An 18,764-nucleotide genomic window follows, 5' to 3' on the forward strand; every position below is an offset into this window, starting at 1 on the left:
GTCGTCGCGGCGGGCGCGGCGGCCGGCGTCGCGCTGGAGCGGCTCACGGTCGGCCGCGGCATGCGGGCCAAGGCCCGGCTCGCCCTGGACTCGGCGGGACCGTACGGCGCGCTGCGCGGCACGCCCGGACAGGCGTACGCCGAGGACGGCACCGAGCTGTACTACGAGATCGACGACGTCGAGCCGGAGGGCGGACCGGCGCCCCGCCGCAGGCGGCTCTTCGGCCGCAAGGCCCCCACCCCCGCGACCGTCGTCTTCTGCCACGGCTACTGCCTGAACCAGGACTCCTGGCACTTCCAGCGGCAGGCCCTGCGGGGCCTGGTCCGCACCGTCCACTGGGACCAGCGCAGCCACGGCCGGTCCGGGCGGGGCGTCTCCCAGGTGCGGGACGGCGCGCCGGTCACCATCGACGAGCTGGGCCGGGACCTCAAGGCGGTCCTCGACGCCACCGTCCCCGAGGGCCCGATCGTGCTGGTCGGGCACTCGATGGGCGGGATGACCGTGATGGCCCTCGCCGACCGGTTCCCGGAACTGATCCGCGAACGGGTCGTCGGCGTCGCCCTGGTCGGCACCTCCTCGGGGCGGCTCGGCGAGGTCAACTTCGGGCTTCCGGTCGCCGGGGTCAACGCGGTGCGCCGGGTGCTGCCCGGGGTGCTGAGGGCGCTGGGGCAGCGGGCCGAACTGGTGGAGAAGGGGCGCCGGGCGACTGCGGAACTGTTCGCCGGGATCATCAAGCGGTACTCCTTCGCCTCCCGGGACGTCGATCCGGCCGTCGCCCGGTTCGCCGAGCGCATGATCGAGTCGACGCCGATCGACGTGGTCGCCGAGTACTACCCGGCCTTCAACGACCACGACAAGACCGAGGCGCTGGCCCTCTTCGCGGACCTCCCGGTCCTGGTGCTGGCCGGTCTGCGGGACCTGGTCACGCCCAGCGAGCACAGCGAGGCCATCGCCGGCCTGCTGCCCGACGCGGAGCTGGTCATGGTGCCGGACGCCGGGCACCTGGTGATGCTGGAGCACCCGGAGGTCGTCACCGACCGGCTCGCCGACCTGCTGGTGCGCGTGGGAGCGGTGCCCGCAGGGGCTACCGTGGACGGCTATGGAAGCACCGGCAGCACCGTACGGCCCCGCTGAGCCCGCCCCCGGCGCCCCCCGCGTCGAGCTCACCGTCACCTCCCCCGAACAGATGCGCGACCTGGGCCGCAGGCTCGCGGAACTGCTGCGCGCGGGCGACCTGGTGATGCTCACCGGGGAACTGGGCGCCGGCAAGACGACGTTCACCCGCGGGCTCGGCGAGGGACTGGGCGTGCGCGGCGCCGTCACCTCCCCGACCTTCGTGATCGCCCGCGTGCACCCCTCCCTCGGCGACGGACCGCCGCTCGTCCACGTCGACGCCTACCGCCTGTCCGGCGGCCTGGACGACATGGAGGACCTCGACCTGGACGTCTCCCTGCCGGACTCCGTGATCGTCGTGGAGTGGGGCGAGGGGAAGGTCGAGGAACTCACCGACGACCGGCTCCAGCTCGTCATCCACCGGGCCGTGGGCGACACCACCGACGAGGTACGGCACCTGACGCTGACCGGCGTCGGCGCGCGCTGGGCGACGGCCGACCTGAGCGCCCTCACGGCCTGAGCCGCTCCCGGTACCTGTCCTTCCCCCTGTCGAGCCCGCCGTCGGCCGCACCGCGTTCCGACAGGATGTCGGCAAGATATTGCGTTTCGCCTCCGGCCCGTGGTCACATGGTATCCAGTGCGTGGTTAGGCATGCCTAACCACGTCCGCCCCCGAGCTTCAGGAGGCGACCATGTCGGCTTCACAGATCCAGGGCCGGCCGCAACGGGCGGCGGGCACGCCGGTGTCCGCACCGCCCACCCCCACCCCGCCCAGCCCCTCCGCGGTGTCCGCGGTGTCCGCGGTGTCCGCGGTGTCCATGAGCGACCTGCTGGCGGCGGGTGCCGCCGCGGTCGCCGTCTCCACGCCGCCGCGCCTGCCCGACCCGGGGCTCCGCGAGCCCGTACGCGAGCATCGCGAGGCCGCCTGAACGGGGCCGCCTCAGCCGGACCGCGCGTCCTCGGTCCGGCGCCGGCGGCTCAGCGCACCACCACGACCGGCTGTCCGATCGTCGCGAAGTCCCACATCACGTCGCCGTCCGCGCGGGACGCGCGGATGCCGCCCGTGCGCACCCCCGGCGCGGGCTTCGCCACCGAGCCGTCCTCGGCCGCGCTGAACCCGATGACCACGCCGTCCACGCTCGCGAAGCGCACGACGTGCTCGATCGGGATGCCGTCGGAGCCGGTGATCTTGTTGGAGCGGGAGGTGACGGCGTACTCGCCCGGCTTCGGATCGACCGTGCTGGGCGTGACCGCGAAGGTGCGCCGGACCCGGTTCCCGTCACCGACCAGCCACACCCGGTCGTCGTCCACGGAGTACACCACCCGCTCACCCTTTCCGGACCCGGCGGGCAGGGCGTGCGGGTGACGCCGGTCGCGGGGGGCCTTGGAGGCGCCGAGGGCGGGCCCGGCACTGGCGCGCGGCCCTCCCGGCCCGGCCGGGGCGGTCGCCGCCGCCTGATAGGCGAGGACCCCCACCGTCACCAGCGCCGCCGCGGCGAGCCCGGCGACCGTCACGGAGCTGCTGCTTGGCACTGGCGACCACCTCGGCGTCGTACATCGTCCGGCCTGTATGTCTCTACGGCGTTCTGCGTGCTTCGATGCCGGTCCGGGCTGGTCCGCGTCGGTCCGTATCGTTCTGCGGCGACGGTAGCAGCCGGTGACCGCGCGGACTCGGCGGCCGACACGGCCGCCCGGGCGCCGTAGGCTGTTTGCGTGCTCTTGCTCGCTCTGGATACCGCCACCCCCGCCGTCACCGTCGCGCTGCACGACGGCACGGACGTCATCGCCTCCTCCAGCCAGGTGGACGCGCGCCGCCACGGTGAGCTGCTGCTGCCCGCCGTCGACCGCGTGCTCGCCGAGGCCGGGCGCACGATCGACGCCGTCACCGGGATCGTCGCCGGCACCGGACCGGGCCCGTACACCGGGCTGCGGGTCGGCCTGATGACCGCCGACGCCTTCGGGCTGGCGCTCGGCGTCCCCGTGTACGGCGTGTGCACGCTGGACGGCCTGGCCCTGGCCGCCGACCTGGCGGGCCCCTTCGTCGTGGCGACCGACGCCCGCCGCAAGGAGGTCTACTGGGCCCGCTACGCCGACTCCCGCACCCGCCTCACCGACCCGGCCGTGGACCGCCCCGCCGATATCGCCGACGAGGTCGCGGGCCTGCCCGCGGTCGGCGCGGGCGCGCTCCTCTACCCGGACACCTTCCCGCGGGCGCACGAGCCCGAGCACGTCTCCGCCGCCGCCCTGGCCCGGCTCGCCGCCGAGCGCCTCGCGGCCGGCGAGGAACCGCCCGCGCCCCGGCCGCTGTACCTGCGCCGCCCCGACGCGCAGGTCCCCAAGAACTACAAGGTGGTCACCCCCAGGTGAGCGGGTCAGCCACAGCCGAGCTGCGCGAGATGCGCTGGTGGGACATCGACCCGGTGCTGGAGCTGGAGCGGGACCTGTTCCCGGAGGACGCCTGGTCCCGGGGGATGTTCTGGTCCGAGCTGGCCCACGCCCGGGGCGCCGGCGCCAACCGGCGCTACCTGGTCGCCGAGCAGGACGGCCGGATCGTCGGTTACGCCGGTCTGGTCGCCACCGGCGCGGTGTCGGAGGACGGCCACGGGGTGGCCGACGTGCAGACCATCGCCGCCGCCCGGGACCAGTGGGGCACCGGCCTCGGCGCGCGGCTGCTGACCGAACTGCTGCGCGCGGCGACCGCCTTCGAGTGCCCCGAGGTGATGCTGGAGTGCCGGGTCGACAACACCCGCGCCCAGCGCCTCTACGAACGCTTCGGCTTCGCGCCCATCGGCTTCCGGCGCGGCTACTACCAGCCGGGCAACATCGACGCCCTGGTGATGCGCCTGACCACCACGCCCGACGGCGGCCCCGCCGCGGGCCCCGGCCCCGTACGAGAAACTGAGATCAATGGCTGAGCGACCCGACGAGCCTCTGGTCCTGGGGATCGAGACCTCCTGCGACGAGACCGGTGTCGGCATCGTCCGCGGCACCACCCTGCTGGCCGACGCCGTCGCCTCCAGCGTCGACGAGCACGCCCGCTTCGGCGGGGTCGTGCCCGAGGTCGCGAGCCGCGCCCATCTGGAGGCGATGGTCCCCACCGTCGAGCGTGCCCTGAAGGACGCCGGGGTCGCCGCCCGCGACCTCGACGGCATCGCCGTCACCGCCGGTCCCGGACTGGCCGGCGCCCTGCTGGTCGGCGTCTCGGCGGCCAAGGCGTACGCCTACGCGCTGGGCAAACCCCTCTACGGCGTCAACCACCTCGCCTCGCACATCTGCGTCGACCAGCTCGAACACGGCCCGCTGCCCGAGCCGACGATGGCGCTGCTGGTCTCCGGCGGCCACTCCTCGCTGCTGCTCTCCCGCGACATCACCTCCGACGTCCGGCCGCTGGGCGCCACCATCGACGACGCGGCCGGCGAGGCGTTCGACAAGATCGCCCGGGTGCTGAACCTCGGCTTCCCCGGCGGCCCCGTCATCGACCGCTACGCCCGCGAGGGCGACCCGAAGGCGATCGCCTTCCCGCGCGGCCTCACCGGCCCGCGCGACCCGGCGTACGACTTCTCCTTCTCCGGGCTGAAGACGGCCGTGGCCCGCTGGATCGAGGCGAAGCGGGCGGCGGGCGAGGAGGTGCCGGTCCGGGACGTGTCGGCCTCCTTCCAGGAGGCGGTGGTGGACGTGCTCACCCGCAAGGCCGTGCGGGCCTGCAAGGACGAGGGCGTCGACCACCTGATGATCGGCGGCGGCGTGGCGGCCAACTCCCGGCTGCGGGCGCTGGCCCAGGAGCGCTGCGAGGCGGCCGGCATCCGGCTGCGGGTACCGCGCCCCAAGCTCTGCACGGACAACGGCGCGATGGTGGCGGCGCTCGGCGCCGAGATGGTCGCCCGGGGCCGCTCCGCCTCCGACTGGGACCTCTCGGCGGACTCCTCGCTCCCGGTGACCGAACCGCACGTACCGGGCCACGGTCACCCCCACGATCACGCGCACGACCATGCGCCCGCTCACTCGCACGACCACGTGCACGAGGTCAGCAAGGGGAACCTGTACCGATGACCGTCGCCGTGATGTGGGAGGCCCGCGCCGTCGCCGGGCGCGGCGAGGACCTCCTCGCCTGGGTCCGGGCCCAGCAACTGCCCGGCACCCCCCTGCGCCGCGAACTCCTGCGCGCCCCGCAGGACCGCGTCCTCGTGATCACCTGGTGGGACGCGGCCTTCGACGCCGACCTCCCCCAACTGCCCGAACCCGCCGAGGACCTCGTCACCCGGGCCGTGCACCGATGGCGGTTCGAGTCGGTCGGCGGCTGATCCGGTGCGCAATACGTCGATCCGGTAACCACGAGTCAGGCGGTTCCGTCGCAAAGACGCTCCCCGGCGACGACAATGTCGGCGTGGCCACTTCCTCTGACGTCGCGCTCGACGACGGCACCCCGGTCCGGTTCCTGCTCGCGCCCGCCGTCGCGGTGGAGACGCCCGCCGCGGCCTCCGACGACCTGCCGGAGGGGATGGGCCGCGCGGTACCCGTGGCCCAGGGGTCCGGGTCGGTCGCCCGCTTCGCGGCCGGTGCCCTGCGCGGCGCGCTCAGCCCGCTGGGTCCGCTGATCCAGCAGGTCCACGACGCGGCCACGGCCGTGGCCGACCCGCCCACGGAACTCAGCGTGACCTTCGGTGTCCAGGTCGGCCAGGACCTCAAGCTCGGCATCGTGGGAGGTACGGGCCAGGCCCATCTGACCGTCACGGCGGTTTGGAAGCCGGCCGCCGATCCCGGCGCGACGCCCGCCGGGGAGTGACACGTGGGATGGTTCGGAACCGCGGGGGGCGGTGCCGTCGATCCCTCCCTGCATGTGGTGACCGTACGCCGGGCGAAGGATGCGAAAGCTGTCGGCGCGGGCTTCGTCCTCAGTCCCGACACGGTGCTGACCTGCGCCCATGTCGTCAACGCCGCCCTGGGACGCGTCATGCTGGAGCCGCGCGCTCCGGGACTCGACGAGGTCGTGGTCGAGGTCCACACCGACGGACCCGGAGTCCGGAGCCACCCCGCCCGTGTGGTCCACTGGGTCGCTCCGCACGCATCTGGAGGCGGCCCGGTGCCGCCCGCCGACGACGAGTGGCTCGGCGACCTCGCCGTATTGCGGGTCGACGGTCCGCTCGGCGGACTGCCCGCCGGGCCGCGGCTGGTGAGCATGGCGGTCGGCCAGGAGTTGGACGCTTGGCACTGCACGGGCGAGGCAGCCACCTACGCGTCCCTCACGGTCCGCGGGCTGAGTGACTCCCGGGCCTACCTGGACGGTGCCCCGACCGGAATGGCGGTGGGCCCCGGCTACAGCGGCGGGCCCCTGTGGTGCCCGACGGAGAAGGCCGTCGTCGGGCTGGTCGTCGCCCACTTCATGCCACCCCGGGACCACGCCACCGGCGCCCCCCTCGCGTTCAGCCCCCAGCACCTCGTACGACGCAGTTGGGCCGTGCCCTGGCAGCGCGTCGAGTCCGAGCTGCGTCCGCTGGGCGCACTGCACGGCGTGGTGCCCGGAGCACCGGACCCCGATGACCACGCCTTCCTGTTGCTGACAGAGGCGATCGAGGACATCTTTCCCACGGCGAGCGAACGCGTCACGGGCGCCCAGCGGCTGGCCCGGGCCTGCGGCGTCGCCTCCGGCAGCGACGTCACCCCGCCGACGCCCGAGGAGTTTGCGGCGTTCCTTCTCACCCATCCCCGAGCGCTCGCCGCCCTCGCCGGGAACCTGCGGCGGGACACCCCGCGGGACGCCGACCGGGTACTGGCGGCAGGCGGTCTGTCGCATGTCCCGCGCCTGCTGTCCCCGCAGGAACACACCGCCCTGCGCAAGCACCTGCGGGCGATGGAGCCCCAAGTGGGGGCGGTCACTGCGGGCCCGCAGTGACCGGGTGCGTGTGCTGGTGCAGGTGACCCGGGCCGGGCGAGGACGGCACCGGCTGCGGATCTGGTGCGACGAGGGGGCCGGACCGCGCCAGGTCTCCACGGACAGCTCGCGGTCGTACACCGCGTCGGAGGTCGCGCGCGAAGTACTACGGGTGCTGGACTCGCTCACCCCGCCCCCCGAGGACGAACGGCCGCCTCTCGTCGAGGTGCTGGTCGACCGCGCGGGTCTCAACCTGCCCGTCGACGAGTGGGCGGCACGAGACCCCGAGGCGCTGGTGCCCGGAGTGCTCGGTGTGGAGTTCCCGCTGGTGGTGCACTGTCCGGAACTGCTGCGCCGCAACGGGCGGTTCACGGCACAGTGGCGCAGCCGGTGGAGCCGTCTCGACTCGGGGAAGACCTTCGTGGTCTCCGACTCGATGGACCGGGACACCATCTACTCCAGACTGGTCAACCAGCTCGACACCGTTCGCGTCTGTGTGGATGTGCCGCCCGGCCCGCGGGACGGCATCGTGCAGACCTGTCTCGCTCTGGGCATCCCCGTGGTGGTCTGGGACCGCAGCCGCGACGGTGCCTCGCACACCGTCCGGCACATGGCGCAGGTCGCCATCCGGGAGCTGCCGGACGGAGTCCGTGACTACCGCGCGGGTGCCAAAGCCAGTCCCCCCGACTTTCCCGGCCGCCCGGTCCTCGCCTGGGCGGACGCCGACCGCACGGTGCCCCGCCTGCACCTGACCGAGCCACAGGAGAGCGCATGACTTCCGCAACCGACGCCGAATGGCGCCTGTTCCGCGGCGACGGCGTCCCCCGGTCCGTCGCCCTCCCCTCAGCCCCGCCATGGCGCCGTTTCACCCCGGCGCGGACCATGCGGCCGGAGCTGCCCTATGTGATCGCCCCGAGCCACGCCGATGTGGTCAACGCGGCGTTGCATCTGCGCCGTCCGCTACTGGTGACCGGACCGGCCGGGACCGGCAAGTCCTCCCTCGCCCAGGCCGTCGCCCACGAGATGAGCCTGGGTGAGCTGCTGCGCTGGCCCGTCAACAGCCGCTCCACGGTCAAGGACGCGCTCTACCAGTACGACGCGATCGGCCGGCTGCGCGAGACTACGCTCAGCCGGGACCGCGGCGAACGCGAGCCGTCCATCGGGACCTTCATCCGCCTCGGCCCGCTCGGCACCGCGCTGGTGCCCTCCGCAGGCCCGCGCTGTCTGCTGATCGACGAGATGGACAAGGGCGACGTCGACCTGCGAACGATTTGCTGACCGTGTTCGAGGAGGGCTTCTTCGACGTCCCGGAGCTGACCCGGCTGCCGGAGGAGATGGCGGACATCGAGGTGCAGACCCACGATCACCAGGGCACCGTGCGGGTCCACCAAGGACTGGTGCAGTGCGCCGAGTTCCCGGTCGTCGTCATCACCAGCAACGGTGAACGCGACTTCCCGCCCGCGTTCCTGCGCCGCTGCCTCCGGCTCGACCTGCCCCTGCCCGACGAGGAGCGGCTGCGCACCATCGTCACCGCGCATCTCGGCGCGGATGCCATGCGGGAGGCCGACGACCTGATGGCGGCGTTCCTGCGGCGCCGCGCCCTGGGCGAACTCGCCACCGACCAACTGCTCAACGCGGTCTTCCTGCGCGCCGGCGGCGTCGACCTGGACGCGGAGGGGCTGCTGGACGCCGTCCTGCACCAGCTCACCGGGGCGATGTGACCGGGTCGGCCGACGGAGAGCGGCTCGGCGAGGTTCTCAAGATACTCGGTGCCTGCCGGGTGGATCTGGACGCCGACCAGGTGCTCGACGTCCTGTGGCTCGCCCGGCGGCTGCCCCCGGGCGTCGACGCCCCCCTGTACCGTCCGGCGCCCGCACCGGAGGAGCAGCCCGTGCCGGACGACGACCAGGGGACGCGGGACCGGGCCGCGCCACGGCAGCCGGTGCCGGAGCCGGGCGACCCGGAGCTGCCGGACCTCACCGCCCCCGCCCTGCACGCGGCCGCGCGCCACACCCCGGGTCCGCCCGCCGGCCCCGCCACCGGGGGCCAGCAGCCCCGCCGGGCCCTGCCGGTCCGGGTCCCGGAGGAGAAGGCCCTCGCCGCCGAGCTGGAACTCGGCCGGTCGCTCAGACCGCTGCGCCGTCGCCACGACAGTCGGCACCGCATGGAGATCGACGAGGACCGCACCGCGGCCGAACTCGCCGAGACCAACCTGCCCGACGTCGTGGAACGACCGGTGCGGGAACGCTGGCTCAACCTCACCCTGCTCGTCGACGACGGTCTGTCCATGCTGCTGTGGCACCGGCTCGGCACCGAACTGCGCACCTTGCTGGAGCGCCTCGGCGCGTTCGCCGTCACCCGGGTGCTCGGCCTCGACACCCGCGGCGCGGCCGGTCCGCGTCTGCATGCCCGGGCGTTCCACCCCGGCAGTACGCAGTCCCCGCTGACCACGGTCAACGATCCCTCCGGGCGCACCCTGCTGCTGGTCGTCAGCGACGGCATGGGCGCGGCCTGGCGGTCCGGCGCGATGCACCGGCTGCTGACCGAGCGGGCGGCCCGCGGGCCGGTCGCGGTCCTGCACACCCTGCCGCCGGACATGTGGGAGGCATCCGGCATCTCGGCCGAACGCTGGCAGGCCACCACCCGGCGCATCGGCGGGGCCAACACCTCCTGGAAGATCGTCGACCCGTTGCTGCCACCGGAGCTGAGCCGCTTCGAGGACATTCCGGTCCCCGTCCTCGAACCCGCCGCCGGCTCGCTCGGTGTCTGGGCGCGGCTGCTCGCCTCTCCCGGCACCACGGTCGAGCTGCCGCTGCTCACCCGCCCCGACCGGTATGCCGCGGTGGCTCCCGCCCGGGACCTGAGCAGCGCCCAGCACTTCCGGGACGCGGCCACGCCGGGGGCGTACCGGCTGGCCGCCCATCTCGCTGCGGTCGCACCGCTGTCCGTGCCGGTGATGCGCCTGGTCCAGACCGCGGTTCCCTGGCCGGCCACCACCTCCCATCTGGCCGAGGTGTTTCTGGGCGGGCTGATCCGGCCGCATCCCGCACCCGTGCCCGGCCCGCTGCCGGCCAAGCACCGGGTCTTCGACTTCGCCGACGACGCCAAAGCCGTACTGCTCGACGCGGTGCCGCAGGCCGAACTCCTGAGCACCGGCCGCCGGATCGGCCGTCGGCTGGAAGAACTGGCCGGCAACTCGCCCGACTTCCCGGCCTGGCTGCTCCACCCCGACGGTTCCGACACCCTGCCCGGCTCGCAGCAGCCCTTCACGAGTGTCGAGCGCAGGCTGCTCGCCCGCTTCGGGGTGTCGCTAGACCGTGCCCGACCGGCGACTCCCGGCCGAAGCCTGCCGGGGCCCGGGGCCGCTCCGGACGACTGGGAGCCGCTCACCGGTGACGATCCACGGCGGATCGGCGGATACGAGCTGCGAGGCCGGCGGCGAGGCCGGCGCACGATCATCTACCGCGGTGTCGACAGCGGCGGCCGGGAGGCCGTGCTGCGGCGGCCGCGCCCCGACCTGCCCGCCGTCAACGCCGGGCTGATCGCGGTGGAGGCCGAGGCGCTGGGCCGCCTCCAGGGGCAGTACGCGCCGGTTCTGCTCGCCAGCGGACTCCATGACTCCCCGCCCTGGCTCGCGATGACTCCGATCGCGGACGCCGACGCCCGGCCGCCGCGGCTCGCGGACATCTTCACCCGGGCCCTGACCGACGGAACCGCCCCCTTCGACGTGCTCCAGGGCCTGCTGGTCTCCTGCTATCTCGCCAACGCCGTCGCCCTGTGCCACGTCAACGGGTTGGTGCCCGCGACCCTGGACGCCGACAGCGTGTACGTGCTGCGCCGGACCGTGGCGCTGGGCGACCTGTCGGACTGCGCCGTCGACGGGGAGTACCTGGGATCGGGCGTCGCGCCCACGCGCGAGGACAACGTCCGGTCCCTGGGCGAACTGCTCCAGGTCATCAGCAGCAAGGCCGGCTGGGAGCTGCCCGGCCTGCCGGAGGGCATGCACCTGTGGCAGGGCGACACCTGGGAGCAGCTCCGGCGGCTCGTCCTGCGCTGCATCGCCCAGAACCCGGCCGAGCGGCCCGCGGCGAGCGAGGTCGCCGAGGTCCTGGCCCGGTACGTCGCACGCACCCGGCTCCAACTGGGGGCCGCCCCCGTACAGCCGACGCGGGGCGGCCGGGCGCCGCTCACCCCGCCTCGGACTCCGCAGGTGCCGCGCGCGGCACTGCGGCTGCCACGTCTCGGCGCCGCACGCCGGACGGCCGAGGCCCGGATGGCGCGGCTACGCGTCGCGCTGCCGCACAGCAGGCGTGTGACCCTGATCGGGGCCTACTACTACAGCGGACGTGCCACGACCACGATGGTCCTCGGCTCCGTCCTCGCCGCGGTGCGCGGCGAACCGGTACTGGCGCTGGACGGATCCGCGTCCGAGGGTTCGCTGGACGCCTTCCTCAGCGCCCGCAACCCCGCCGTGGTGAGGGACCTGGCGGGGCTGACGGCCACTGCCTCGTACGAGGAGATTCGGGCCCGCACCACCCGTATGCCGTCCGGTCTCGAAGTCGTCGCCCACCGCAGCGGGCACTTCAGCCCCATCCCGGCTCACCAGCAGGAGTACGTGCACGTCCTGACGCAGACGGCGCCCTACTACCCGTTCGTCCTCACGGACTGGACCCCGCTGCGCCTGGACGGCTCGGCCGACGCCGTACTGGATCACACCGACCGGTTGATCCTGTGCTGCGGCACCGCCCAGTGGTTCCTCTCGGCCGCGGTCCGCACCCTGGCCATGCTGCGGGGGTCGGGCCGGGAGGCGCTGGCCAGGCGGGCGCTGGTGGTGGCCACGGACGTCGACGGGCCTTCCCGGCGCGAGCTGCCCGAGACCTTCGCCCGACGGCTGGGTGTGCCTCCGGAACAGGTGGTGCGGGTGCCTTTCGACGGAGCCCTGCAGTCCCCGCGCTGGGAACTGCACCGGCTCCGTCCGGCCACGACGGAGGCGTTCCTGCGGCTGGCCGAGCTGGCCATGCGGGAGGAATAAGACCGCACACCCCCGTCACCCCGTCACTTCCGTCTCGCACCGCAGCCGCCGTTCCCGTCCCGGCGTGCGCGGGGGGCCGGTGAGGGTCAGCCGGGTGGTGTGGCGGAGGTCGGCGCTGGAGGCCGCGAGGCGTAGTTCCAGGGCGCCCGGTTCGACCACGCGGCGGCCGGTGCGGTCGGTGAACGCCGAGAGGTCGGTGTGGAAGGCGAAGGTCACGCGCCGGGCCTCGCCGGGGGCCAGTTCCAGCCGGCGGTAGCCGATCAGGCGCAGGTCGGGGCGGGTGACGCTGGCCACCGGGTCGTGCAGGTAGAGCTGGACCACCTCGGCGCCCGCCCGCTCACCGGTGTTGCGGACGGTCACGGAGACGTCGTACGAGCCGTCCGTGCCGATCTCCGCCGGGCCGCCGCCGGTGACGTCCTCCCACGCGAACGTCGTGTACGAGCGGCCGTGGCCGAAGGCGTACAGCGGGGTCGGGTCCAGGTTGCTGACCTCGCCCGCGAGGCCCAGCGGCGGCTGGAGGTAGGTCCAGGGCTGGCCGCCGGGCAGGTGCGGGACGCTCACCGGGAGGCGGCCGGAGGGATTGACGCGGCCGGACAGTGCGCCCGCCACCGCCGGGCCGCCCTCCTCGCCGGGGAAGAACGCCTGCACCACCGCGCCCAGCCGGCCGTGCCAGCGGCCCAGCGCGTACGGCCGGCCGGTGAGCAGGACCAGGACGACGGGGACGCCCGTCGCGACCAGCGCGTCGAGCAGGGCGCCCTGGACGCCGGGCAGCCGCAGGTCGGCGGCGTCGCAGCCCTCGCCCGAGGTGCCCCGGCCGAAGAGGCCCGCCCGGTCGCCGAGCACGGCCACGCACACGTCCGCCTCGGTGGCCCGCGCCACCGCCTCCTCGAAGCCCGAGGTGTCCGGGCCGGCGGTGTCGCAGCCCTCGGCGGCAGTGAACTTGGCGTCGGGCAGTTCGGCGCGCAGGGCCTCCAGGAGGGTCGGGATGTCGATGCCCGTGGCCACTTCGGGGTGGCGGGGCAGGACGTGCGAGGGGAAGGAGTAGCAGCCGAGCATCGCCAGCGCGTCGGCGGCGCGGGGCCCGACCACCGCGATCCGGGCGTCGGGGGCCAGCGGCAGCAGCCCGTCCGGGTTGTCCAGCAGTACCACCGACTCCTCGGCGAGCCGGCGGGCGAGCGCCCGGTTGGCGGGGGAGTCCAGGTCGACGGGGGCGCCGTCGCCGGGCGGCTCGGGGTCCCAGTCCTCGTCCAGCAGGCCCAGCTCGCACTTCTGCAGCAGGACCCGCCGGGCCGCCCGGTCGATCAGCTCCTCGGGCACCCGGCCCGCCCGGACCGCCTCCAGCAGGGGCGTGCCGTAGCACTTGAGCGTCGGCAGTTCGACGTCGACGCCGGCCGCGAGCGCCAGGTGGGCCGCCCCGGCGGGGTCCTCGGCGACGCGGTGCAGGGTCTGCAGGAAGCCGACGCCGAAGTAGTCGGCGACCACCGTGCCCTCGAACCCCCACTCCTCGCGCAGCAGCCCGGTCAGCAGCGCCGGGTCGGCGGAGGCGGGGACGCCGTCGGTCTCGGTGTAGGCCGCCATCACCGAACGCGCCCCGCCCTCGCGCAGCGCCATCTCGAACGGGGGGAGCGTGACGTCGGCGAACTCGCGCACGCCCGCCCGCACGGGCGCGAGGTTGCGGGCCCCGGCCGACGAGGCGTACCCGGCGAAGTGCTTCAGCGTGGCGACGATCCCGGCCGACTCCAGCCCCCGCACATAGGCGGCGCCCACCGTGCCGACCAGGTACGGGTCCTCGCCGATCGTCTCCTCCACCCGGCCCCAGCGCGGATCGCGTACGACGTCCAGGACCGGGGCGAGGCCCTGGTGGACGCCGACCGCGCGCAGGTCGTGGCCGATCCGCCGGGCCATCTCCTCGACCAGGTCCGGGTCGAAGGTGGCGCCCCAGGCCAGCGGCACCGGGTAGGCGGTGGCCCGCCAGGCGGTGAAACCGGCCAGGCACTCCTCGTGGGCCAGCGCCGGAATGCCGAAGCGGCCGGCCCCGGCGATCCGCCGCTGCGCCCCCGCGAGCGCCCGGGCACCGGTCGCGGGTTCCACGGGGGCCGTCCCGAAGGGCCGGGTGAGCTGGCCGAGCCCCCGGGTGATCAGCTCGTCCCAGTCGTACCCGGCCGTCATCTCGTGCTGGAGCGGGGCGACCCCGTCGCCGTCCGTCGCGGCGCCCACCCACACGCCGTAGAGCTGGGCGGTCTTCTCCTCCAGGGTCATCCGGGCCAGGAGGTCACCGACGCGGGCGGCGGCGGGCAGGGCGGGGTCACGCCAGGGCGCGGTGGTCATGGAACTCCTGTCGGCTCGGCTCCAAGGCGTCGCTCTCGGCGGCGACGGACGCTGTCCCGGCTACCGCTCCGAATGTTTCGATACCCTTATCGAATGTTCCGGGAACCTATGGCGGCCCGAGGGCTACGTCAAGAGGGTCCGCAGGGATACGCCCCGAGGGTCCGCGGGGATACGATCGCCGCCATGACATCGCACCAGCCCGCTGAAACCGGGACGCGAGGGCGGTCGACACAGACCGCGACCCTTGCCGAGATCGCCCGCGAGGCCGGTGTGTCGGCACCGACTGTTTCGAAGGTGCTCAACGGCCGCGCCGATGTCGCCCCGGCGACCCGGACCCGGGTCGAGGCACTGCTGCGCGACCACGGCTACCGGCGCCGCCGCGCGGAAGCGACCCGCTCGCCCCTGATCGACCTGGTCTTCCACGAATTGGAGAGCGCCTGGGCGATGGAGGTCATCCGGGGCGTGGAGAACGTGGCGCGGGACGCCGGGCTCAGCGTCGTGCTCTCCGAGAGCGCCGGCCGGCTGACCCCCGGGCGGACCTGGGCCGACCAGGTCGCCGCCCGCCGCCCGCACGGCGTCATCCTCGTGCTCTCGGGGCTCGACGAGTCCCAGCGCGCCCTGCTGACCAGCCGGTCCATCCCGTTCGTGGTGATGGACCCGGCGGGCGACCCGGGCGCCGACGTGCCCTCCATCGGCGCCACCAACTGGCAGGGCGGCCTCGCCGCCACCCGCCACCTGCTCGAACTGGGGCACACCCGGATCGGCGCGATCAGCGGCCCCACCCGCATGATGTGCAGCCGCGCCCGGGTGGACGGTTACCGGGCCGCGCTGGAGACCGCGGGGCTGCCGGTCGACCCGGGCCTGATCCGCACCGGCGACTTCCACCACGAGACCGGCTACCGCCAGGGCCTGGAGCTGCTGCGCCGTCCCGACCGGCCCACCGCGGTCTTCGCCGGCAACGACCTCCAGGCGCTCGGCCTGTACGAGGCCGCGCGCGAACTGGGGCTGCGGGTCCCGGAGGACCTGAGCGTGGTCGGTTTCGACGACCTGCCGGTGGCCCGCTGGGTGGGCCCGCCGCTGACCACCGTGCGCCAGCCGCTGACCGAGATGGCCGAGGCCGCGGCCCGCCTCGTGCTCGACCTCGGGCGCGCCGAGGGCTCCGCGGCGGCGACCCGGGTGGAACTGGCCACCACCCTCGTGGTGCGCAGCAGCACGGCCCCGCCGACACCGCCCGACCACATCGGACACGGACACGGACACTGACACTGACACGGACAGGACACGGACAGGACACGGACACCCGAAACTTTCGGACCCGGCGGCGCCCGGTGAAGTCTGAGAATTTCCGCAGAAAGGCCGTCCAGGTGCGCCGCCCGCAATAATTCGGACTTACGTTCTCCCCTGCCGGGCAGTTGTTGAAGACGCGACAGGACGGGGGCGGACATGGGCGGGCGCGCGAAGGTGCTGCGGGTCACCGGCCTCGCCGTGGCCGGTGCGCTGCTGCTGGGGATCGCGGCGGCGGGCTGGGCGTACTGGCACCTCAACGACAACATCACGAGCGTCGACATCAACAGCGCGCTCGGTGACGACCGCCCCGCCCGCGCCACCCCGGCACCGTCCGCGTCGGCCGCCGCCGCGCCCCGGGACACCGGCGCCCTGAACATCCTGGTCCTCGGCTCCGACTCGCGCGGCGGCGCGGAGAACCAGGCGCTGGGCGGCGGCGACAGCGAGGGCGCCCGCTCCGACACGGCGATGGTCGTCCACCTCGACGCCGGCCGGACCAGCGCCACCGTGGTCAGCATCCCCCGCGACACGCTGGTGGAGCGCCCGTCCTGTCCGCTCGCGTCCGGGGGTTCGTCCGCCCACGCGTACCAGGCGATGTTCAACACCGCGTACGCCCTCGGCGGGCCGGTCTGCGCGGTGAAGACGGCCGAGGCGCTCACCGAGGTCCGCATGGACCACTACATCGAGATCGACTTCTCCGGCTTCGCCAGGCTGGTGGACGCGCTCGGCGGTGTCACCGTCACCACCGACCAGGACATCGACGACGACAAGAGCCACCTGCACCTGGACGCCGGCACCCACCACCTCGACGGCGAGCAGGCCCTCGGGCTGGCCCGTACCCGGTACGGGATAGCCGGCGGCAGCGACCTCGCCCGGATAGAGCTGCAGCAGAAGCTGGTCAAGGCGTTGCTGAAACAGGTCTCCACCACCGACCTGCTCACCGACCCCGCCCAGCTCTACCGGGTCGCCGACGCGGTCACCGGCAGCCTGACCACCGACACCGGCCTGGACTCCCTGGGCGAGCTGATCGGCCTGGGCCAGAGCCTCGACGGGCTGGCGGCGGACGACACGCGCACGGTGACGATGCCGGTGGTGCCGGCGCCGTCCGACGCCAACCGGGTCGTGCCCGAGGAACCGGACGCCCGGAAGCTGTGGGAGTCGCTGCGCTGACGGCGGCCCCCCACGGCTCCTGGGGCTCCTGGGGCTCCTGGGGCTCCTGCGGTTCCGGCAGCCCGGAAAAGTCGTCGGGGAAATTCCGGCGCGCGTGTCGATCCGCCCGCCCCCTGATCGACGTACGGGTGAGAGACCGGGAGGAAGAACCCGGTCACCGTCCCGAGGAGACACCGTGCCCCGCTTCCTGGCGCTCATCCGGATCGACGAGAACGACGCCCCCGCCGAGGGTCCCAGCCCCGAACTGATGCGGCGGATGGGGGAGCTGATGGAGGAGATGACCAAGGCCGGCGTCCTGCTCGACACCTCCGGGCTGACCCCGACCGCCCAGGGCACCCGCGTCCACTACGAGGGCGGGCGGCTCTCCGTCACCGACGGACCCTTCACCGAGACCAAGGAGGTCATCGGCGGCTACTCGATGCTCCAGACCAAGGACCGGGCCGAGGCGGTCGAGTGGACCAAGCGCTTCCTGAAGGTCCACGAGGCCCACTGGACGGTCACCTGTGAGGTGCGCGAGCTGATGGAGGGCTGATCCCGGCCCGCCCTTCCGGTACGGATTGGCCCCGGGCGCCCCAGGGTGTTGCATGGGGGACTGTGGAACCACAGTCCCCCACCAGCGCGGCCCGCGCCATCGAGACCGTCTTCCGTCTGGAGGCGCCGCGGGTCATCGCCGCCGTAGCCCGGATCGTCCGGGACGTCGGCATCGCGGAGGAACTCGCGCAGGACGCCCTGGTCGCGGCCCTGGAGCAGTGGCCCGGGGACGGAGTGCCCGACAACCCGGGCGCCTGGCTCACGGCCACCGCCCGGCACCGCGCCGTCGACCTGGTCCGCCGCCGGGAGAACTACGCCCGCAAGCTGGCGGAGATCGGCCGGGCCCTGCCGGAGGCGGTGGAGCCGGTGGAGCCGGCCGGCCCCGACGACATCGACGACGACCTGCTCCGGCTCGTCTTCACCGCCTGCCACCCCGTGCTCTCCGCGGCGGCCCGCGTCGCCCTCACCCTGCGCCTGCTCGGCGGCCTCACCACGGCCGAGATCGCCCGCGCCTTCCTGGTGCCCGAGCCGACCGTCGCGCAGCGCCTGGTACGGGCCAAACGGACCCTCGCCGCCCGGAACATCCCCTTCGAGGTGCCGTACGGCCCGGACCGCGAGGCCCGCCTCGGTTCCGTCCTCGACGTCATCTACCTGATCTTCAACGAGGGTTACGCCGCCACCGCGGGCGACGACCTGCTGCGCCCGGGCCTGTGCGAGGACGCCCTGCGCCTGGCCCGGGTGCTGTCCGCCCTGATGCCGAGGGAACCTGAGGTGCACGGCCTGACCGCCCTGCTGGAGTTCCAGGCGTCCCGGACCGCCGCCCGCACCGGCCCGGACGGCGCGCCGGTCCTCCTGAAGGACCAGGACCGCCGCCGCTGGAACCGCATGCTCGTCGGCCGCGGTTTCACCGCCCTCGACCGCGCCGGCACCGCGGCGGCCGGCGCCCCGGGCCGGTACCTCCTCCAGGCCGCGATCGCCGCCTGCCACGCGCACGCGTACGCCTACGAGGAGACCGACTGGCCGCGGATCGCCACCCTCTACGGGCTGCTCGCGGCCCGCGCCCCCTCCCCGGTGGTGGAGCTGAACCGCGCGGTCGCCGTCTCCATGGCCGAGGGTCCCGGGGCCGCGCTGGAGATCGTGGACGCCCTGGCCGCCGGTCCCGCCCTGCGCGGCTACCACCTGCTGCCCAGTGTCCGCGGCGACCTGCTGGCCCGCCTCGGGCGTACACCGGAGGCCCGCGCGGAGTTCGGGCGCGCGGCGGAGCTGGCCCGGAACACCCGCGAGCGGGAACTGCTCCTCGCGCGGGCGCGGGAGTGCGGCGCGTAACCCGCCGGTGGCGCACTGTTCACCCGATGATCGGACCGGACCGGTCCCGTGTCCCTCGTGCCCCACCGGCCCCTACAGTGACCCGGCCGCTGCGGAACGGCTGTGCGGTCGG

General features: G+C 74.2%; 17 protein-coding genes and 1 pseudogene. 16 read left to right on the forward strand and 2 right to left on the reverse strand.

Annotated features, from left to right (window positions below; genetic code table 11):
- From ABEB00_RS22400 to ABEB00_RS22410, 3 genes are all read left to right on the forward strand, one after another.
- Positions 1–1,134, forward strand: a 1,134-nt coding sequence (locus ABEB00_RS22400) for an alpha/beta fold hydrolase (protein ID WP_345621817.1), incomplete at its 5' end; no start/stop codon positions are given.
- On the forward strand, positions 1,100–1,633 hold the full coding sequence (tsaE, locus tag ABEB00_RS22405; protein ID WP_345621818.1) for a tRNA (adenosine(37)-N6)-threonylcarbamoyltransferase complex ATPase subunit type 1 TsaE: 534 nt from the start codon (positions 1,100–1,102) through the stop codon (positions 1,631–1,633). The genes ABEB00_RS22400 and tsaE, both read left to right, overlap by 35 nt.
- Positions 1,634–1,804: 171 nt before the next feature.
- A complete protein-coding gene (locus ABEB00_RS22410; RefSeq protein WP_345621819.1) occupies positions 1,805–2,041 on the forward strand; it encodes a hypothetical protein in 237 nt (78 codons plus the stop codon).
- 49 nt (positions 2,042–2,090) lie between these two features.
- On the opposite strand, the gene ABEB00_RS22415 is transcribed toward ABEB00_RS22410, so the two are convergent.
- Positions 2,091–2,645, reverse strand: a complete 555-nt coding sequence (locus ABEB00_RS22415; protein WP_345621821.1) for a hypothetical protein — start codon at positions 2,643–2,645, stop codon at positions 2,091–2,093.
- A 180-nt stretch (positions 2,646–2,825) separates the two neighbouring features.
- Here ABEB00_RS22415 and tsaB point away from each other — a divergent pair, with 180 nt between their 5' ends.
- From tsaB to ABEB00_RS22460, 9 genes and pseudogenes are all read left to right on the forward strand, one after another.
- A complete protein-coding gene (gene tsaB / locus ABEB00_RS22420; RefSeq protein WP_345621822.1) occupies positions 2,826–3,479 on the forward strand; it encodes a tRNA (adenosine(37)-N6)-threonylcarbamoyltransferase complex dimerization subunit type 1 TsaB in 654 nt (217 codons plus the stop codon).
- Positions 3,480–3,508: 29 nt separating this feature from the next.
- On the forward strand, positions 3,509–4,027 hold the full coding sequence (gene rimI, locus ABEB00_RS22425; protein ID WP_425586552.1) for a ribosomal protein S18-alanine N-acetyltransferase: 519 nt from the start codon (positions 3,509–3,511) through the stop codon (positions 4,025–4,027).
- Positions 4,020–5,162 (forward strand): tRNA (adenosine(37)-N6)-threonylcarbamoyltransferase complex transferase subunit TsaD, encoded by a 1,143-nt coding sequence (tsaD, locus tag ABEB00_RS22430; protein ID WP_345621825.1) that lies wholly within the window; start codon positions 4,020–4,022, stop codon positions 5,160–5,162. The genes rimI and tsaD overlap by 8 nt, the downstream gene beginning before the upstream one ends.
- Positions 5,159–5,413: a hypothetical protein gene (locus tag ABEB00_RS22435; protein ID WP_345621826.1), complete on the forward strand. Its 255-nt coding sequence runs from the start codon at positions 5,159–5,161 to the stop codon at positions 5,411–5,413. Before tsaD ends, ABEB00_RS22435 begins: the two co-directional genes overlap by 4 nt.
- A gap of 83 nt (positions 5,414–5,496) precedes the next feature.
- Positions 5,497–5,895 carry a CU044_2847 family protein gene (locus ABEB00_RS22440; protein ID WP_345621828.1) on the forward strand — a complete coding sequence of 133 codons (399 nt, stop codon included), beginning with the start codon at positions 5,497–5,499 and terminating at the stop codon, positions 5,893–5,895.
- Between the two features lie 3 nt (positions 5,896–5,898).
- Positions 5,899–7,002 carry a S1 family peptidase gene (locus ABEB00_RS22445; RefSeq protein WP_345621830.1) on the forward strand — a complete coding sequence of 368 codons (1,104 nt, stop codon included), beginning with the start codon at positions 5,899–5,901 and terminating at the stop codon, positions 7,000–7,002.
- A gap of 4 nt (positions 7,003–7,006) precedes the next feature.
- Positions 7,007–7,756, forward strand: coding sequence for a VMAP-C domain-containing protein (locus ABEB00_RS22450; RefSeq protein ID WP_345621832.1), 750 nt, complete (start codon positions 7,007–7,009; stop codon positions 7,754–7,756).
- Positions 7,753–8,702: pseudogene (locus ABEB00_RS22455) on the forward strand (AAA family ATPase). The gene ABEB00_RS22450 and the pseudogene ABEB00_RS22455 overlap by 4 nt, the downstream one beginning before the upstream one ends.
- Positions 8,699–12,013 (forward strand): SAV_2336 N-terminal domain-related protein, encoded by a 3,315-nt coding sequence (locus tag ABEB00_RS22460; protein ID WP_345621833.1) that lies wholly within the window; start codon positions 8,699–8,701, stop codon positions 12,011–12,013. Before ABEB00_RS22455 ends, ABEB00_RS22460 begins: the two are co-directional and overlap by 4 nt.
- A gap of 15 nt (positions 12,014–12,028) precedes the next feature.
- Here the strand turns inward: ABEB00_RS22460 and ABEB00_RS22465 are convergent, their stop codons facing one another.
- Positions 12,029–14,341 (reverse strand): beta-xylosidase/alpha-l-arabinosidase, encoded by a 2,313-nt coding sequence (locus ABEB00_RS22465; protein WP_345621834.1) that lies wholly within the window; start codon positions 14,339–14,341, stop codon positions 12,029–12,031.
- Between the two features lie 183 nt (positions 14,342–14,524).
- Here ABEB00_RS22465 and ABEB00_RS22470 point away from each other — a divergent pair, with 183 nt between their 5' ends.
- The 4 genes from ABEB00_RS22470 (at position 14,525) to ABEB00_RS22485 (ending at position 18,652) form a co-directional block, all read left to right on the forward strand.
- Positions 14,525–15,604: a LacI family DNA-binding transcriptional regulator gene (locus ABEB00_RS22470; RefSeq protein WP_345621835.1), complete on the forward strand. Its 1,080-nt coding sequence runs from the start codon at positions 14,525–14,527 to the stop codon at positions 15,602–15,604.
- Between the two features lie 180 nt (positions 15,605–15,784).
- On the forward strand, positions 15,785–16,795 hold the full coding sequence (locus ABEB00_RS22475; protein WP_345621836.1) for an LCP family protein: 1,011 nt from the start codon (positions 15,785–15,787) through the stop codon (positions 16,793–16,795).
- A 175-nt stretch (positions 16,796–16,970) separates the two neighbouring features.
- A complete protein-coding gene (locus ABEB00_RS22480; RefSeq protein ID WP_345621837.1) occupies positions 16,971–17,327 on the forward strand; it encodes a YciI family protein in 357 nt (118 codons plus the stop codon).
- 62 nt (positions 17,328–17,389) lie between these two features.
- Positions 17,390–18,652, forward strand: coding sequence for an RNA polymerase sigma factor (locus ABEB00_RS22485; protein WP_345621839.1), 1,263 nt, complete (start codon positions 17,390–17,392; stop codon positions 18,650–18,652).
- Positions 18,653–18,764: the final 112 nt, after the last annotated feature.

The sequence above is a fragment of the Streptomyces ziwulingensis genome (assembly GCF_039542605.1).
GTDB classification, from domain to species: Bacteria; Actinomycetota; Actinomycetes; order Streptomycetales; family Streptomycetaceae; genus Streptomyces; species Streptomyces ziwulingensis.

What these genes read in the sequence shown, in the direction of transcription:
- ABEB00_RS22435 (WP_345621826.1), top strand. Translation starts at nt 5,159, where the DNA reads ATGACCGTCGCCGTGATGTGGGAGGCCCGCGCCGTCGCCGGGCGCGGC.
- rimI (WP_425586552.1), top strand. Translation starts at nt 3,509, where the DNA reads ATGCGCTGGTGGGACATCGACCCGGTGCTGGAGCTGGAGCGGGACCTG.
- ABEB00_RS22475 (WP_345621836.1), top strand. Translation starts at nt 15,785, where the DNA reads ATGGGCGGGCGCGCGAAGGTGCTGCGGGTCACCGGCCTCGCCGTGGCC.
- tsaD (WP_345621825.1), top strand. Translation starts at nt 4,020, where the DNA reads ATGGCTGAGCGACCCGACGAGCCTCTGGTCCTGGGGATCGAGACCTCC.
- tsaE (WP_345621818.1), top strand. Translation starts at nt 1,100, where the DNA reads ATGGAAGCACCGGCAGCACCGTACGGCCCCGCTGAGCCCGCCCCCGGC.
- ABEB00_RS22465 (WP_345621834.1), bottom strand. Translation starts at nt 14,341, where the DNA reads ATGACCACCGCGCCCTGGCGTGACCCCGCCCTGCCCGCCGCCGCCCGC.
- ABEB00_RS22410 (WP_345621819.1), top strand. Translation starts at nt 1,805, where the DNA reads ATGTCGGCTTCACAGATCCAGGGCCGGCCGCAACGGGCGGCGGGCACG.
- ABEB00_RS22470 (WP_345621835.1), top strand. Translation starts at nt 14,525, where the DNA reads ATGACATCGCACCAGCCCGCTGAAACCGGGACGCGAGGGCGGTCGACA.